The sequence below is a fragment of the Streptomyces sp. NPDC023573 genome (assembly GCF_055559735.1).
Genome location: NZ_JBVHKB010000007.1, coordinates 319,641 through 335,255, shown reverse-complemented (window position 1 = coordinate 335,255; position 15,615 = coordinate 319,641). Strand labels below are relative to the sequence as shown.

At 71.6% G+C, this 15,615-nt stretch carries 14 protein-coding genes; 6 read left to right on the top strand and 8 right to left on the bottom strand.

From position 1 onward, the window contains the following. Positions 1-157: 157 nt before the first annotated feature. Positions 158-1,603: a glyceraldehyde-3-phosphate dehydrogenase gene (locus ACZ32T_RS23880; protein ID WP_467265608.1), complete on the bottom strand. Its 1,446-nt coding sequence runs from the start codon at positions 1,601-1,603 to the stop codon at positions 158-160. 143 nt (positions 1,604-1,746) lie between these two features. On the opposite strand from ACZ32T_RS23880, the gene ACZ32T_RS23875 reads away from it, so the two are divergent. Further along, a complete protein-coding gene (locus ACZ32T_RS23875; protein ID WP_467265610.1) occupies positions 1,747-2,712 on the top strand; it encodes a YihY/virulence factor BrkB family protein in 966 nt (321 codons plus the stop codon). Positions 2,713-2,767: 55 nt separating this feature from the next. Then, positions 2,768-3,247 (top strand): hypothetical protein, encoded by a 480-nt coding sequence (locus ACZ32T_RS23870; RefSeq protein WP_467368871.1) that lies wholly within the window; start codon positions 2,768-2,770, stop codon positions 3,245-3,247. A 75-nt stretch (positions 3,248-3,322) separates the two neighbouring features. On the opposite strand, the gene ACZ32T_RS23865 is transcribed toward ACZ32T_RS23870, so the two are convergent. Continuing rightward, positions 3,323-4,234, bottom strand: a complete 912-nt coding sequence (locus ACZ32T_RS23865) for a MerR family transcriptional regulator (RefSeq protein WP_467368869.1) — start codon at positions 4,232-4,234, stop codon at positions 3,323-3,325. A gap of 175 nt (positions 4,235-4,409) precedes the next feature. Between ACZ32T_RS23865 and ACZ32T_RS23860 the strand changes: the two genes are divergently transcribed. Continuing rightward, on the top strand, positions 4,410-4,772 hold the full coding sequence (locus ACZ32T_RS23860) for a DUF4180 domain-containing protein (RefSeq protein ID WP_467265615.1): 363 nt from the start codon (positions 4,410-4,412) through the stop codon (positions 4,770-4,772). 49 nt (positions 4,773-4,821) lie between these two features. Here the strand turns inward: ACZ32T_RS23860 and ACZ32T_RS23855 are convergent, their stop codons facing one another. From ACZ32T_RS23855 to ACZ32T_RS23835, 5 genes are all read right to left on the bottom strand, one after another. After that, a complete protein-coding gene (locus ACZ32T_RS23855) occupies positions 4,822-5,361 on the bottom strand; it encodes a MarR family winged helix-turn-helix transcriptional regulator (protein WP_467265617.1) in 540 nt (179 codons plus the stop codon). Between the two features lie 82 nt (positions 5,362-5,443). Next, complete coding sequence (locus ACZ32T_RS23850) at positions 5,444-6,055, bottom strand: SRPBCC family protein (RefSeq protein WP_467265619.1); 612 nt, start codon at positions 6,053-6,055, stop codon at positions 5,444-5,446. Positions 6,056-6,097: 42 nt separating this feature from the next. Beyond that, positions 6,098-8,488: a xanthine dehydrogenase family protein molybdopterin-binding subunit gene (locus ACZ32T_RS23845; protein WP_467368867.1), complete on the bottom strand. Its 2,391-nt coding sequence runs from the start codon at positions 8,486-8,488 to the stop codon at positions 6,098-6,100. Between the two features lie 5 nt (positions 8,489-8,493). Further along, the gene (locus ACZ32T_RS23840; RefSeq protein WP_467265623.1) at positions 8,494-9,030 is read right to left on the bottom strand and encodes a (2Fe-2S)-binding protein; all 537 of its coding nucleotides are present in this window, start codon (positions 9,028-9,030) and stop codon (positions 8,494-8,496) included. Continuing rightward, entirely contained in the window at positions 9,027-9,911 is an 885-nt protein-coding gene (locus ACZ32T_RS23835; RefSeq protein ID WP_467265625.1) for an FAD binding domain-containing protein, read from the bottom strand. Before ACZ32T_RS23835 ends, ACZ32T_RS23840 begins: the two co-directional genes overlap by 4 nt. A 150-nt stretch (positions 9,912-10,061) precedes the next feature. Between ACZ32T_RS23835 and ACZ32T_RS23830 the strand changes: the two genes are divergently transcribed. Together ACZ32T_RS23830 and ACZ32T_RS23825 are read left to right on the top strand one after the other, a co-directional pair. Further along, positions 10,062-11,165 carry an XdhC family protein gene (locus tag ACZ32T_RS23830; protein WP_467368865.1) on the top strand — a complete coding sequence of 368 codons (1,104 nt, stop codon included), beginning with the start codon at positions 10,062-10,064 and terminating at the stop codon, positions 11,163-11,165. 69 nt (positions 11,166-11,234) lie between these two features. Then, positions 11,235-12,428 (top strand): TetR/AcrR family transcriptional regulator, encoded by a 1,194-nt coding sequence (locus ACZ32T_RS23825; protein ID WP_467368863.1) that lies wholly within the window; start codon positions 11,235-11,237, stop codon positions 12,426-12,428. A 36-nt stretch (positions 12,429-12,464) separates the two neighbouring features. On the opposite strand, the gene ACZ32T_RS23820 is transcribed toward ACZ32T_RS23825, so the two are convergent. Beyond that, positions 12,465-13,832: an MFS transporter gene (locus tag ACZ32T_RS23820; RefSeq protein WP_467265631.1), complete on the bottom strand. Its 1,368-nt coding sequence runs from the start codon at positions 13,830-13,832 to the stop codon at positions 12,465-12,467. A 289-nt stretch (positions 13,833-14,121) separates the two neighbouring features. Between ACZ32T_RS23820 and ACZ32T_RS23815 the strand changes: the two genes are divergently transcribed. Continuing rightward, positions 14,122-15,606, top strand: a complete 1,485-nt coding sequence (locus ACZ32T_RS23815) for an aldehyde dehydrogenase (RefSeq protein ID WP_467265632.1) — start codon at positions 14,122-14,124, stop codon at positions 15,604-15,606. Positions 15,607-15,615: the final 9 nt, after the last annotated feature.

The window sequence follows — 15,615 nt, the reverse complement described above, 5'->3', positions numbered from 1 at the left end:
CATGGTGTCGGGGCCGGACTCCTCGCCCAAGGGCACGATGCGGTGTCCTCTGCCACCGTGGCGGTCACCGCCGTCCGCGGCGGAACAGCCTGACCCGGCCATGGCGAAGGCTCCCGGTGCCGTCTCGTGGCACCGGGAGCCGCGGGGTCCGCCCGGATCAGACCGCCGGTGCCGGGTACGTCGGGTACTCGACCCCGGAGACGTGCTGGACGACCCGGACGACCTGCGAGGAGTAGCCGAACTCGTTGTCGTACCAGAGGTAGAGGATCGCGTTGTCGCCCTCGACCTTGGTGGCTCCCGCGTCGACGATCGAGGCGTGGCGCGAGCCGATGAAGTCGCTCGAGACCGCGTCGGGAGCGGTGATGAAGTCGATCTGGCGCCTGAGCGGCGAGGTCAGCGACACGTTACGGAGGTGGTCGAGGACCTCCTCGCGGCTGGTGCCGCGCGCGAGTTGCAGGTTCAGGATGGCGATCGAGACGTCGGGCACCGGGACCCGGATCGAGCTGCCGGTGATCTTCGCGTCGAGGTCGGGCAGCGCCTTGGTCACGGCGGAGGCGGCGCCCGTCTCGGTGATGACCATGTTGAGCGGCGCCGAGCGCCCCCGGCGGTCCGAGTTGTGGTAATTGTCCAGCAGGTTCTGGTCGTTGGTGAACGAGTGGACCGTCTCCACATGGCCGCGCAGCACGCCGTACTCGTCCGCCATCGCCTTCAGCGGCGGGACGATCGCGTTGGTGGTGCACGAGGCGCAGGAGATGATCTGCTCGTCCGGCTTGATCGTGTCGTGGTTCACGCCGTGCACGATGTTGGGGACATCGCCCTTGCCGGGCGCCGTCAGGACGACCTTCGCGATGCCGGGGCGCAGGTGCTTGGACAGCCCCTCGCGGTCGCGCCAGCGGCCCGTGTTGTCGATGAGGATGGCGTCCTTGATGCCGTGCGCCGTGTAGTCCACCGCCGTCGGGTCGTCGGAGTAGATCACCTGGATCTCGTTGCCGTTGGCGATGATCCGGCTGTTCGCCTCGTCGACGGTGATCGTGCCCTGGAACTGGCCGTGGATGGAGTCCCGGCGCAGCAGTGAGGCGCGCTTCACGAGGTCCTGCCCGGCGCCCTGGCGTACGACGATGGCGCGCAGCCGCAGGCCGTTGCCGGAGCCGGTCTTCTCGATGAGCAGACGGGCCAGGAGGCGGCCGATGCGGCCGAACCCGTAGAGGACCACGTCACGCGCCTCGCGGCGCTCCGTCTTGTTGACGCCCGTGGCGCCGGCCACGGCCTCGGCGGTGAAGTCGCCCACCGACAGGCCGCGGTCGTCCGTCCGGTACGTCGCGGCGAGCATGCCCAGATCGATCTGTGACGGACCGAGGTCGAGCGCCGTGAGGGCGTGGAGGAACGGCAGCGTCTCGGTGACCGAGAGCTCCTCGCCGGCTATCTGCCGGGCGAAACGGTGGGTCTTGAGGATGCTGACCACCGACTTGTTCACCAGGGAGCGGCTGTGGAGCAGGATCGTGACGTCCCGCTCCCGGTGCAGCTTCCCGATGATCGGGATCATCGACTCCGCGATCTCCTCGCGGGTCTTCCAATTGGTGAACGAGTCCTCGGTGGCAGTCACAAGTCCATCTTTCGAGCTAGGCGGTGCTCATATGTTAACCGCACCAGATTTTGATCACGCAATCGGTGCCGCCGGTTGTCCCCGCACGAACTACTGTGCGGTCGGGTCGGGACAGCAGAACCGGCGGTCGGAGGAGAGGTCTCATGGGGACAGTCGTCCATGTGCCGCAGACGCGGGACATGATCGGGGAGGAGCTGTCGGGGGACGAAGCCCTCAGCGCCCTGCGCCACTACGGCGGGCGCAAGCTGCTCCTGGACGCCTTCGCGCGGTTCCGGTACGCCGACGGGTTCAGCTTCGCGAGGTCCCTCGGGTTTCAGGTGGTCGTGGGCATGGTGCCCTTCGTGATCGCGCTGGTGGGCGTGGCCACGACGGTGCACACCGAGAGCATCGGCCGCGTGATCGAGCTGACGCTCGGCAGGATCGTGCCCGGCGCCAGCGCGGAACTCGTGCAAGGTGCGTTGCGGGACACCCGCCGGAGTGCGGGCTCCACGACGGCGGGGGCGCTGGCGATGTGGCTCGGCCTCGGCTTCGCCGTGCTCAATCTCGCCTCGGCGATGGGCCAGATCGAGCGGGGCTGCAACCGCATCTACGGCATCGAGCGCGATCGCCCCTTTCTCGCCAAGTACGGTCGCGGACTGCTGCTGGCAGTCGCCGCGGGGCTGCCTCTGATGCTGGGGTTCCTCGTGCTGGTCGCCGGGGAGGCCGTCGGGGACTCGGTGGTGGAGGCCCTCGGCTGGTCGCGGTCCTGGCTCGGCTGGTGGGGCGTCCTCGAGATACCCGTCGGAACGGTCTGCGCCGCCTTCGCCTCCGCCGTGATCTTCCGCTGGTCGCCCCGGCGTGTGCAGCCCGGCTACACGTGGCTGGTCTTCGGCTCCGCCGTACACCTGGTCCTGTGGGTCGCGGCCACCTGGCTGCTCACCTTCTACGTGGGAAAGAGCGGTTCGTTCGGTGCCGTCTACGGGCCCTTGACCGCGTTCGTGGCGCTGCTGCTGTGGGCCAACCTGACCGGCATCGTCCTGTTCCTCGGGATCGCGTTCGCGGCTCAACTGGAGGCCGCGCGGGCGGGTATCACCGAGCCCGTCCGGCCGGACCCCGGCCCCGGCACCTGAAGGCCGTCCGGCCGCGGGGACGCATCGGTCGCGGCAGGCGGGGCAGGCGCGAGTCATGCAGGGACGCTACGCACAGGCCGAGACGGACCCCTCCCACGGTGCGCCCCTCCGTGGGCCGGACGACGTCGGACACCCCTCGCACCACGGTGGCAAGGGCCGCCATCGACTGCTCAGGCACCGGAAGGGCGACTGGCACCGGCGCGTGCTCGCCTACAGCGAGATCGAGCTCGTGGAGTCGTCGCAGGGGGCAGGTGACACGCGGTGTCTGCTCCTCGTGCACGTGCGCAAGGTGGTGGGTCACGTGGATTTCCGCCTCTGCGACTCCTGCGCGGAGGCGGTCATCACCGACGTGCTCATCGAGAAGCAGTTCCATCGCAGCGGGCTGGGCACCAGGGCGCTCTCCCACCTGCGAGCCCGGTATCCGGGAGTCGCCTGGCGCACCACGCTCGATCGGCGCGGGACGCGCGACCTCATGCGCCGGATGCGGGTGCCGAGGCAGGCCGAGGGCAGCCTGTGCTTCCACGCGGCCGGATGACGGCCGGTCCCGCCCGCCGCAGCAACGCCTCCGGCGTCGCCCCTTGCCCGGTCCCGGCACGATCCGGGCCGTGTTTCAGGTAGCGGGTGAGTCCTGGGCGGAGAGTTCTTCGGCCAGTTCCATACAGCGCACGCGGGCCGGGGCGAAGTCGTAGGGCATCTTGCGGGTGGCTTCGCACACGCTCATGGAGCCGGCCTCCCGCCTGCCGGAGGCGAGGTCGGCCTCGCCCTCGCCGTCATCGGCGGCAGCGGGGTGCAAGGTTTCCCAGGCGTCGAAGAGGTCGTCGTCGTCCTTGTCCAGGCCGGACTCCTCGACGGCGGCCTGCAGGGCGCTTTCGAAGGCGTGCCGCTCGCGGGCCACCTGGAGCACCCGCGGGTCATCGACGGCGACGCTGTCGTCGAGTGCCTCCTCGGCGTCCTCGACGCGGTCGGAATCCTCCCGCAGAGCGGGATGCGTGGCCAGAACGACGAAGCGGGTGGCCTGGACCGCCGCGCCGAGCGGGCCGAAGACCCGCTCGGTGACCAGCAGACTGTCCAGGTCCGCCTGGCGCAGGGAGCCCTCAGGCAGGCTCTTGAGGCGTTCGGTGACGATGCCGGAGAGCAGGCCCGTCCGGCTGCCTTCGGTGCGCATCCGCTGCACGGCGGTCCGCTGCCGCCGCAATTCCGCCTCCTGCCCGGCGAGGGTTTCCTCCAACCGCTCCAGGACGTCCGCGACACCCTCTCCGCTGTCCGTCCCGACGGAAGCCGTGCCGGTGGTGAAGGCGTCACGGATGTCGTCCAGAGCGATCCCGGCATCGGCCATCCTGCGGATCCAGAGCAGGCGGATCATGTCCTCGTACCCGTAGCGGCGGCGGTCGTCGCCGCCCCGCTCAGGCTCGGGGAGCAGGCCGATCTCGTGGTAATGCCGAATCGCCCGTGGTGTGCTGCCGGCGAAGGCAGCCGCGTCACCGATCTTGACCTGGCGGGGTGGCGTGAAGGACGAACGCATGAGCAGGGACCTTTCCTCAGGGATCGGGACGGGAGTCCACCGGACCACATGCCGTTACGGAAGGTGCAACTCGGTACGCATCGCTCCGCGGGTTCACAGCCACGGCCGGCCTGATCATCAGCATGCGGGGCGCGCACCGGAAGCCGAGCCCGAACACGGCCTAGTCTGGTCGCCCATGAGCACCTTGCAGACCATCCATGACGTGCCCGTCCTGATATGCCCCTCCCAGGGCGAGACCATCCGCGGGGAGAGGGAGGCCCTGGATCTCATCGGTGACGCCGGTTACCAGGGGGCCCGGTGGGCCGTCATCCCCGCCGGGCGTTTAGATGAGAGCTTCTTCCGGCTGGAGACCCGCGTAGCGGGAGACATCGTCCAGAAGTTCGTGCAGTACGGCGTGGGACTGGTGGTGCTCGGCGACGTCTCCCACCACGTGCAGGAGAGTTCCGCGCTCCGGGACTTCGTCCGGGAGTGCAACCGGGGGACCCAGACCTGGTTCGTCGCCGACGACGACGAACTGCGCGACCGGCTGAAGGGCTGAAGCCCGGCACGGGACGCCCGGGCGGGGCGGAGCCATGCCGGCCCGGCGGTCATTGCGCCGGGCCGGCCCGCTCCTCGTCGGCGTCGAGGATCGAGATCTCCAGCTTCCGGAGCAGCCGCGCGAGCTGCCGGCGCTCGGAGGGGGACAGCCCTGCGAGCATCCGGTTCTCGTTGTCCAGGTGCTCGGTGAACGCCGTGTCCACCGTCGCCAGGCCCTTCTCCGTCAGCCGGGAGTAGACCACCCTGCGGTCCTGGGTGTCCCGCTCCCGCACGATGAGGCCGTCCTTCTCCAGGCGGTCGATCCGCAGGGTCACCCCCGCCGACGACACCAGCCCGGAATCGGCGAGCTGACCGGCCGTCAGCCGGTAGGGCTTGCCGGACCTGCGCAGCGCGGTGAGGACGTCGAAGCCCGCGACGGACAGGCCGTGCCGCTCGACGGACTCGGTGAGTCCGGTGCTGTAGCGCAGGAAGGAGCGGTGGAGCCGGGCGAGGACCTCGAGCGGGCTCGTGTCCAGCTCCGGCCGCTCCCGCGCCCAGTCCTCGACCACCTTCGCCACAGCGTCCCGGTCCCCAGGCCTTGGTGCTGCCATCTCATCCCCTCGTACGGCGTCGGCCGGCGTCCCCCCGGCTTCTCACGGCACTGAGAATCTTACCGCTGAGGTGATGGGAGGCTCAGCCGCGGGAGCGCCGCCTCACCGCCCCGAGCAGCATGACGGCGATCAACGCGGCGGCCGCGGGTACGGCGGCCTTCCTGAGCAGCACGGGAAGGGCCGCCGCGCCCAGGTCCACGGCCTCCGGCTCGGCCGGGGACACGACCGGCGCCGGGCCCGCGGATCCGGGGGCGGGAGCACGCAGGAGGTCCTCGAGACGGTCCGCGAACTGCTGCACCAGCCGGTCCCCCACCTCGCTCATGATCCCGCGGCCGAACTGTGCCGGACGTCCGGTGATGTCGAGGTCGGTGCGCACGTGCACCCGGGTGCCGTCGGGGCCCCCGGCCAGGGTCGCGGTCACCGTCGCGGACGCGGTTCCCGCCCCCCGGGTCTCGCTGCCGGTGAGGTCGAGGTGCATCGAGCGAGCGGCCTCGTCGCGCGTGACGGTGCCCTCGCCGCGGTAACTCATCTGCACCGCACCGATCTTGACCTTGACCCGGCCGGTGAAGGAATCGCCGTCGAGCGTGTCGAGCACGGCACCGGGCATACAGGGCGCGACCCGGCCGAGGTCGTGGAAGAGCTTCCACGCGTCCTCGGGACCGGCGGGAACGGTGAAGGTGTGGTCGAGCTGCATGGTTTTCCCATCCTTGGGTTCGAAGGCGGACGTCGGGGCAGGTCAGCCGCCGGCGGCCGGGTTCCGGATCAGGTCGCGCACCCGGCTGGGCGAGAGCGGGCCGCGGCGTACGACCACGCCGAAGGGGCGCAGCGCGTCCTCGACGGCGTTGGCGAGCACCGCCTGCGGGGCGATCGCGCCGCCCTCCCCGAGTCCCTTCACCCCGAGGTCGTTCATCGGGCTCGCGGTGAAGAGTTCGTCCATGTCCAGGTCGGGGATCTCCGAGGAGGTGGGCACCAGGTAGTCCATGTAGGTGCCGGTCCTCGGCTGCCCGTCGGGGCCGTAGACCATCTCCTCGTACAGGGCGCCGCCGATGCCCTGCGCGATGCCGCCGGTGACCTGGCCCTCGGCGATCATCGGGTTGACGATGACGCCCGCGTCGTGGACGACGACGTAGTGCAGGATCCGCACGACGCCGGTGTGCTCGTCCACCTCCACGACGGCCGCGTGCGCTCCGCTGGCGACGGCGAAGCCGGGCGGCCGGAAGTGCACGGTCTCGCTGAGTTCGGTGCCGTGACGGCCGTCGGAGGGTTCCGGCGTCCCGGGCAGCGGGGCCCGGCCGGCCAGCTCCGCCAGGTCCATCGACGGGCCACCCGGCTCCGTCGCAGCCACCACGCCGTCACGCAGGCCGAGCCGGTCCGCCGGGACGCCCAGCCGGCGGGCGGCCGCGTCGATGATCTTCTCGCGGACCAGCAGTCCGGCCCGGTGGGCGGCGTTGCCCGCGTTGACCAGGGCACGGCTGGCGATGGTGCCCACGCCGAACGGCGTGGCCTCGGTATCGCCCCCGGTCACGTCGATGACATCGAGCGGCACCCCGATGGCGTCCGCGGCGATCTGGGCCATGGACGTACGGTGCCCCTGGCCCTGGGAGGGCGCGCCTATGGAGAGGCGGACCCGCCCGGTGGGGGCGATGTCGATCCGTGCCGTCTCGAACGGGCCGAGGCCGGTGGCCTCGATGTACATCGCGAAACCGATACCTATGCGCCTGCCGTCGCCGCCGCCCGCGCGCTGCCTGGCGCGGACCCCCTCGACATCCGCCTTCGCCACGGCGCGGCGCAGGAGCTCGGGGAAGTCCCCGGAGTCGTAGGACTGAGGGCTGCCGGAGCGGTCCACCAGCCCGGTCGTGTACGGCATCTCGTCCGGTCCGACGAGGTTGCGGGCTCTCAGCTCCTCGGGCGCGATGCCCAGTTCGGCGGCCAGCCGGTCCATCGCGCGTTCCATCGCGAACACCGTCTCCGGCCTGCCCGCCCCTCGGTACGGCGTGGCGAACGTGGTGTTGGTGAGCACTCCGGTGACCTCGATGGCCACGTGGGGGACCCGGTAGGGGCCGAGCAGATGGCAGAGCGAGTTGTACGGCACGACCAGGCCGGTCATGTTGTACGCGCCGAAGTTCACCATGATCCGGTCGCGTACGCCGACGAGGTGCCCCTCCGCGTCAGCGGCCAGCTCGATGTGGTGGATCTGCTCGCGGGCGTGGGAGGAGGCGGTGAGGTTCTCGTTGCGGTCCTCGCGCCACCGGACGGGGCGGCCGAGCCTGCGGGCGGCGTGCGGGACGAGGAGTTCCTCGACGTAGAGGATGCCCTTCTGTCCGAAGCCGCCGCCCACATCCGCCGCGATGACACGGACGGTGTCCGCCGGGAGGGCGAGCGTGTGGGCGATGGCCTCCCGCAGACGGTGGGGCGTCTGCGTCCCCGCCCAGACGGTGAGCCGGCCGCTGTAGGGGTCCACCTGGGCGGATACCGCACGGGTCTCGATCGGCGAGGCCACATAGCGGTGCGCCTCGAAGCGTTCGGCGACCACGGTGTGCGCGGAGGCGAAGGCCGCGTCCGGTTCGCCGACGCGCGTCGCGACGGCCACGGCGGTGTTGTCCGGCAACTCCTCGTGCAGCAGCGGGGCCTCGGCGGACAGGGCGTCCTCGGGGTCGACGAGCACGGGCAGCGGGGCGTAGCGGACGTCGACGAGTTCGAGTGCGTCCTCGGCGAGATAGCGGCTCTCCGCGAGGACGACGGCGACGGGCTGGCCGACGTAGAGCACCTTGCCGTCGGCGAGCAGGGGCATGGGCGTCATCCGGACCGTGGGGTCCAGGAGCTCGGCTAGGCCCGGCGGGGTGCGCAGCTCCTCCTTGTTGAGCATGGGAGGCAGGTCCGCGACGTCGCCGCCGGTCCACACGGCGACGACACCGGGTGCTTCCAGCGCCGCCTTCACGTCGATGGACTCGATACGGGCGTGGGCGTGCGGACTGCGCAGGAACGCGGCCTCGACGGCACCCGGCAGCGCGATGTCGTCGACGTAACGGCCGTTGCCGCGCAGCAGCCGGTCGTCCTCGACGCGTGGGACGGACCTGCCGATCCAGCTGCCGCCGTCCTGCCGGCCCGTGTCGGAAGCGTGGGACATGCGGGTCACTCCCCGAAACGCTCGTCGAGTGCCTGGCACACGGCACGGCGGATGTTGCGGTAGCCGGTGCACCGGCACAGGTGGCCGCTGAGCGCGTCGGCGACCTCCTCCGCTCCCGGGCGCTCGGGCTGCTCGGTGAGAGCCGTCGCGGTCATGAGGAAGCCGGGCGTGCAGAAGCCGCACTGCATGCCGTGGCACGTGTGGAAGGCGCGCTGGACCGGGGTGAGGGGGGCGTCGCCCGGGGCGAGGCCCTCGACGGTGCGGATCGCGACGCCGTCGCACTGCACTGCCAGCGTCAGGCAGGTGCGGGCCGGTTCGTCGTCGACGAGCACGGTGCACGCCCCGCACACTCCGTGCTCGCAGCCGACATGGGTGCCGGTCAGTCCGAGCCGGTCGCGGAGGAAGTCACTGAGCAGCAGCCGGGACTCGACCTCGGCGGTGATCTGTTCTCCGTTCACGGTGAGGGCGATCCGGTGCCAGCCGGACGGTTCGGCGAGCGGCGGGGTGCGGACGGTGGGAGGGGCGGGGACGGAAGGGGTCATGAACAGCGCTCCCATGCGGTCGTACAGGCACGGACGAGGAGATGGGCGGCGGTCTCGCGCCGGTACGCGGCGCTCGCATGGACGTCGTCGGAGGGGGAGAGGCCGGCGAGCGCGGCACTCCGCGCGGCGGCCAGGGCCTCTTCGCCGACCCGGGTGGAGACGAGCGCCTCCTCGACGGCGGGCAGCCGTACGGGGACGGGGCCGGCACCGCTGAAGACGACGCGGGCGGTGCGGACCGTGCCCGTGCCGGGGGCGCGCACCAGCAGGACGGCGACTCCGACGGTCGCGAAGTCGCCGTGCCTGCGGGTGAGTTCCTCGAAGGCCCAGCCGTGTGGTGCCGGCATCGGGGGGACCACGACCTCCGAGAGGAGCTCGTCGTCGCCGACCGCGGTGGAGAACGTGGCGACGAAGAAGTCCTCGGCGGGGACGATGCGGCTGCCGCGCGGTCCGGTGATCACGAAGCGGGTGTCCAGCGCCCGCGCCGCCGTGGGCAGTTCGGCGGCCGGGTCGTGGTGGGCCAGGCTGCCGCAGACGGTGCCGCGACCGCGGATCTGCGGGTGGCCGATGTGCCCGATGGCCGCGGCCAGCAGGGGCCATCCGTGGCGGACGGCCGGATCCGCGGCGGCCCGTGCCTGCCGGACGGCGGCGCCTATGTGCAGGGCGCCGGCGGCGTCGACCGACAGCTCGGCCAGCGCGGGGATGCGGGTGATGTCCACGAGGAGCTCAGGCCGCGCGAGGCGCATGTTCAGCATGGGGATCAGCGACTGGCCGCCCGCCACGATCTTGGCGTCCCGCGAGGAGTCCGCGAGGAGGGCGACCGCCTCGGCGACGGAGCGGGGAGCGGTGTAGTCGAAGGGTGTGGGTTTCAAATCTGCTGCCACCGGGCCTCTCGGATGGTCGGCACGCCGTGGTGCTCGGGCGTCGGTGTACCGATCGTTACGCACAGATGTATCTAGTACCTGAAATGATTTACACTAAAGTTTCTCGTTGGCAAGAGGTATCCGCAGATTTCACGGCCCGAGGTGAGCGACATGCGACACGTCATCGACCAGGCGGCGGCCTGGCAGAGCTCCGGAACCCGCTGTGTGATGGCGACCGTGGTGCGGACCTGGGGCTCCGCCCCGCACGGGCCCGGCGCCTCCATGCTGGTGGCCCAGGACGGCAGTATCGCCGGGAGTGTGTCCGGCGGCTGCGTCGAGGCTGCCGTGGTCGCGGCCGCGGAGGAGGTCTTCGCCGGAGGGCCACCGGTCGTGGAGCGGTGGGGAGTCGGCGACGAGGACGCCTTCGCGGTGGGGCTGACCTGCGGAGGGACGATCGAGGTGCTGATCCGTGAAGTCGGCCCTCGGGTGCCGCTCGGCCGCGTCGCGGCGGACCTGGCCGCCGGGGTCCCGGTCGCGCTCGTCACCGCGCTCGACGGTGGAGGAAGCCTGGCCGTGGGGCTCGGGGAGGTGAGCGGTTCGCTGGGTGGCGCGGCTGGCGACCGGGCGGCAGCCCTGGCGGCCGAGGGCATGCTGGGCCGCGGCGCGAGCGGGCTGGTGACCACGGGGGAGGGGGCGGAGAAGCGCGGGGCGGGCCCCGGGTGCGTCCCGGAGCGGGAACTGCTGGTGCAGTCCTTCGCTGCCCGGCCCCGGCTGCTGATCTTCGGGGCCACCGAGTTCGCCCGGCCGCTCGCGGCCTTCGGGGCCGCGCTCGGCCACCGTGTGACCGTCTGCGACGCCAGGCCGGCCTTCGTGGACCCCGGACGTTTCCCGGGCGCCGACGAGGTCGTCGCCGACCGGCCTGACCGCTGGTTCCTCGCCCATGAGGGACTGGTCGACCGCACGACCGCGGTGTGCGTGCTGACCCACGACCCGCGCTTCGACGTCCCGGCCCTCACCCGTGCCCTGCGCGGCCCCGCGGGGTACGTGGGCGCGATGGGGAGCCGCCGCACACACGAGGACAGGCTGGCGCGTCTTCGTGCGGCCGGCGTGAGTGAGGACCGGCTCGCCCGTCTGCGGTCACCGATCGGTCTCGACCTCGGCGGCCGGGGGCCCGAGGAGACCGCCCTCTCGGTCCTGGCTGAGATCGTCGCCGTACGGCGGGGCGGCACCGGTCTTCCGCTCACGGTCGGGACGGGCCCCGTCCACGCACTGTGACCGTTTTTGAACGAGTGTTTTTATGCACACCCGTTTAATCTGAACCATGTGGATCCAGAGAGCAAGAGCATGAGCCCGCGACGACGGCCGGGCGACGGCGCGGGCGCCCACGCTCCGGAACCGGCGCCGCCACGTCGCCCCGGTTCGCACGACCCGGAAGGCAATCGCCGCGCGGTCCTCGACGCGGCACGCCGTCTCTTCGGCGCTCACGGCTTCAAAGGCGTGGGGGTGCGCGCCATCGCCGCCGAGGCGGGGGTGACGCCCGGCCTCGTGATGGCGTACTTCGGGACCAAGGACGGTCTTTTCCGGGAGGCCGTGGGCAGTGGGGCCGGCGTCAGCCGCGACGTGCTCGCCGCGACCGGCGGTGAGGCGGGGGACCTTCCGGGCGTCCTCGCCCGTGCCTATCTCGACCGGTGGGACCGACTGCCGGCGGACGACCCCTGGCCGGCGCTGATCCGCTCGGCGGTCAGTCACCCGCCGAGCGCCGAGCTGCTGCGCACGATCCTCGACACGCAGGTGGGGGAACCCCTCGCCGAGGTCCTCGGCACGACCGACGGGGCCGATGTGCGTACCGCGGTGATCCGCAGCGTCCTCTTCGGCGTCATCATGGAGCGCTATGTCTTCGCGCACGAACCGGCGGCGTCGGTGCCGGCCTCGGAGCTCGCCCCGGCGCTGACGGACGTGCTCGCCACGGCGTTCGGCGACGCCGGGGGGCCGGCCGCCGCGCGGACGGCCGGAGCGGAGGCGAAAGGCCCGGACCGGGAAGCCCCCGGCCCCGTGGAGGCCTGCCCTGCCACCCCGGAGGAGCCGGGGACCACTTCGGGCACGGCGTCCTTGTTCGCCCTGCTCAACGAATGCTCCGCGCGCCACCAGCTCGTCGTCGGCAGGGCGGTGCGCGCGTACGGCATCAGCCTGCCCGCCTACGATGTCCTGGCCACGCTGCGAGAGGCGGGTGCCCCGTACCGGCTGACGACCGGTGAGGTCGCGGCGGCCGGCTCCGCCCGGGCGGGCGGGCTCACGCAGCAGGCGGACCGGCTGGCGGAGGCCGGACTGATCCGCCGGGAGCGGGACACCGGGGACCGCAGGATCGTCTGGTTGTGTCTCACTCCCGAGGGCCTCGAACTGACCGGGCGGGTGTCGGACGTGCGGTCCGAGCAGGAGCGGGCGCTGCTGGCCGGACTGGGACACGCGGAACGACGGCGGCTCACGGCCCTCCTGGGAACCCTGGCACACACGCTCGGGGCCGGTGGCCCGGAGCAGTGAGCGCTGCTCCGGGCCACCGGCCCCGAACCGGTGTGATCAGGCGTTGAGCTCCTCCAGGGTCCTGCCCTTGGTCTCGACCGCGAACCAGGCGATCACGGCGCCCACCGCGCCCACGACGGCCAGCTGGGCGAAGACCAGCCCCAGGCCGCCGCCCGCGCCGATGACCGCGCCGACGGCCACCGGGCCGAGGATGACGCCGCACCGGTTCCACAGACCGCCGAAGGCCGCGCCCCTGGCCCGGTTGGACGTGGGGTACAGCTCGGGGGAGTAGAGGTAGAGCCCCGCGTTGATCGCGTACAGGAAAAAGGTCGTACAGGAGGCGAAGAGGGCCACCTGGCCTCCCGAGGTCGCGCCGGCGAGCGCCAGTACGGCGAGGGAGAGCACGGTGCCGACGAAGGCGCCGATCAGGGCGGGCCTGCGGCCGATGCGGTCGATCAGCATGGCCACGACGAAGGTGCCCAGCAGGCCCGTGACGTTGCTGACCAGGGTGTAGACGAGTGCCGTGGTGAGGTCCAGGCCGAACTCCTTCGTGTAGAGGGAGGGCAGCCAGGTGGAGATGCCGTGGTTCACGTAGTACGCCACGAACCACAGCCCCGACAGGACCGCCGTACGCCGCAGATAGCGTCCGCGGAACAGGTCCATGAGAGTGCCCTTGGGCTCGTCCGGCGTGTCCACGGACGGTGCCGGCGCGGGGAGTTCCTCGGAGGTGGCGCGGGCGACCTCCGCCTCGATCCGCGAGATCGCGGCCTCGGCCTCGGCCGTACGTCCGCGGGAGAGCAGCCAGCGCGGGGACTCCTCGACGTGGCGCGGCAGCAGCGCGGCGATCACCACGGGGAGCGCGCCCACGAGGAACATCGCGCGCCAGCCGAAGGCCGGGACCACCCAGACGGCGAGCAGGGTGGCGGCCGCCAGTCCGGCGGGGAAGATCATCTCGTACAGCAGGACGAAGCGGCCCCGCTTGTCGGACCGGGCGATCTCGTTGATGTACGTCGCCGCGACCGGTACGACGCCGCCGATGCCGAGGCCCTGGAGGAAGCGGAAGAGCGAGAACGTCTCGATGCTGCCGGACAAGGCCACGGCGAGGCTGGCGAGGCCCGTGATCCCGACTCCCAGGGCGACGGTGCGCACGCGTCCGATGCGGTCGCCCAGCCAGCCCGCCGCGAGGGCGCCGAGCAGCATGCCGATGGATGCGGAGGTGACGGCGAAGGTGGCCTGCCCGGTGGACAGGTCCCACTCCTTCATCAGGACGGGGAGCGCGGACGCGGCCAGCAACTGGTCGAACGCCTCGAAGAAGGTGACGGCGCCGATCAGGAACCGGACCTTGATGTGCCAGCGCGAGTGCGGCAGTCGTTCGAGTCTCGCGGCGATCGAGCCGAGAGCGGGCTTGCCGGCCACAGTCGTCATGGAGGGGGTCCTTCCGCGGGCAGATGAGTTGCGGAGACAGTAGGGGGCTATACCTAAGGGGTCAATAGTTAAGGGCTTAGGAAGCTTGTTCTCCGCGACCCGGTCGCCATCATCGATCGCGTGGAAGTGGTGCTCAAGACCGTTCGGGCAACGATTTCACCTCGGGGTCTTGTGTTGAGAAACTTAAGCACTTAGATTTCTAGCACTTCGGCAGTCCGGTGGCGGTAACCCAACGAGCCTGTCCGCACCCGGAGTCCACCCACTTTCCGCCTCGTCCGGAGGTCCATCCGTGCTGCAGTTCCCCACCCACATCCTGATCGCGGGCCAGTGGCGGCGCGGTGCGGGCGAGCCCGTCGACACGGTCGACCCGGCGACCGGCCGCGTCCTCACCACCGTCCACTCCGCCTCGGCGGACGAGGTCGCCGAAGCGGCCGAAGCCGCGGCGCGCGCCGCGGCGGAGCCGGCCTGGCGCGACCTGCCCGCCCATGAGCGGGCCCGGCTGCTGCACCGGATCGGCGAGCTCACCGAGCGCGCCGCCGACGAGCTGTCCGCCCTGCAGACCGCCGACACCGGCAAGACCCTCACCGAGACCAAGGCCCTCGCGCTCAGCGCGGCAGGAACGTTCCGCTACATGGCGGCCGTCCTGGAGACGGCCGAGGAGTCGGTGACCCCGTCCCGGGGCCCGTATGTCACGGTGAGCACGCACGAGCCCATCGGCGTCGTCGGCGCGATCAACCCGTGGAACTCCCCGGTCGCCAGTGACGCCCAGAAGATCGCCCCCGCACTCGCCGCCGGCAACGCGGTGATCCTCAAGCCCGCCGCCTGGACCCCCCTGGTCTCCCTGGCACTCGGACGGATCGTCTTCCAGGCGCTCGACGAGTTCCGGCTGCCGGCCGCACTGCTCTCCGTGCTGCCCGGCAGCGGCCGGGTGGTCGGTGACGCCCTCGTGCGCCACCCCCTCGTCGGCCGCATCGGGTTCACCGGGGGCACGGAGACCGGGCGGTCCATCGCCGAGACCGCCGCCCGGAAGCTGATCCCCGCCTCACTGGAGCTGGGCGGCAAGTCGCCGACGATCGTGCGCGCCGACGCAGACATCGAACAGGCCCTGTCCGGAGTGCTGTTCGGCATCTTCTCGTCCAGCGGCCAGTCCTGCATCGCCGGATCCCGGCTCTTCGTGGCGCGCGAGATCTACGACTCCTTCGTCGGCGAACTCGTCGAGCGTGTACGGAAACTGCGCGTCGGCCCCGGCACCGACCCGGCCACCCAGGTCGGCCCCCTGGTGCACCACCGCCACCGCGACTCCGTCGCCGCCTACGTCGACCTCGCCCGGTCCGAAGGGGCCCGCGTGCTGTGCGGCGGATCGGCGCCCGAGGGAGATCTGTACGAGGACGGGGCCTACTACCTGCCCACCGTCCTCGACGGCCTCCCGAACACCTCGCGCACCTGCCAGGAGGAGATCTTCGGCCCGGTCCTCGTCGCCCTGCCCTACGACGACGAGGACGACCTGGTCCGCCAGGCCAACGACTCCGTCTACGGTCTGGCCTGCGGGATCTGGACCAGCGACCTGCGCGCCGCCGGGGCGCTGGCGCGCCGGATCGAGGCCGGAACCGTCTGGATCAACACCTACAAGCAGTTCAGCGCCTCCACCCCCTTCAGCGGGTGGAAGGACAGCGGCCTCGGCACGGAGAAGGGCCGCGACGCGATCCGCGCCTATCAACGCCAGAAGTCCCTGTACTGGGGCATCTCGGACCATCCGCTTCCGTGGGCCAACTGACCCGGCACA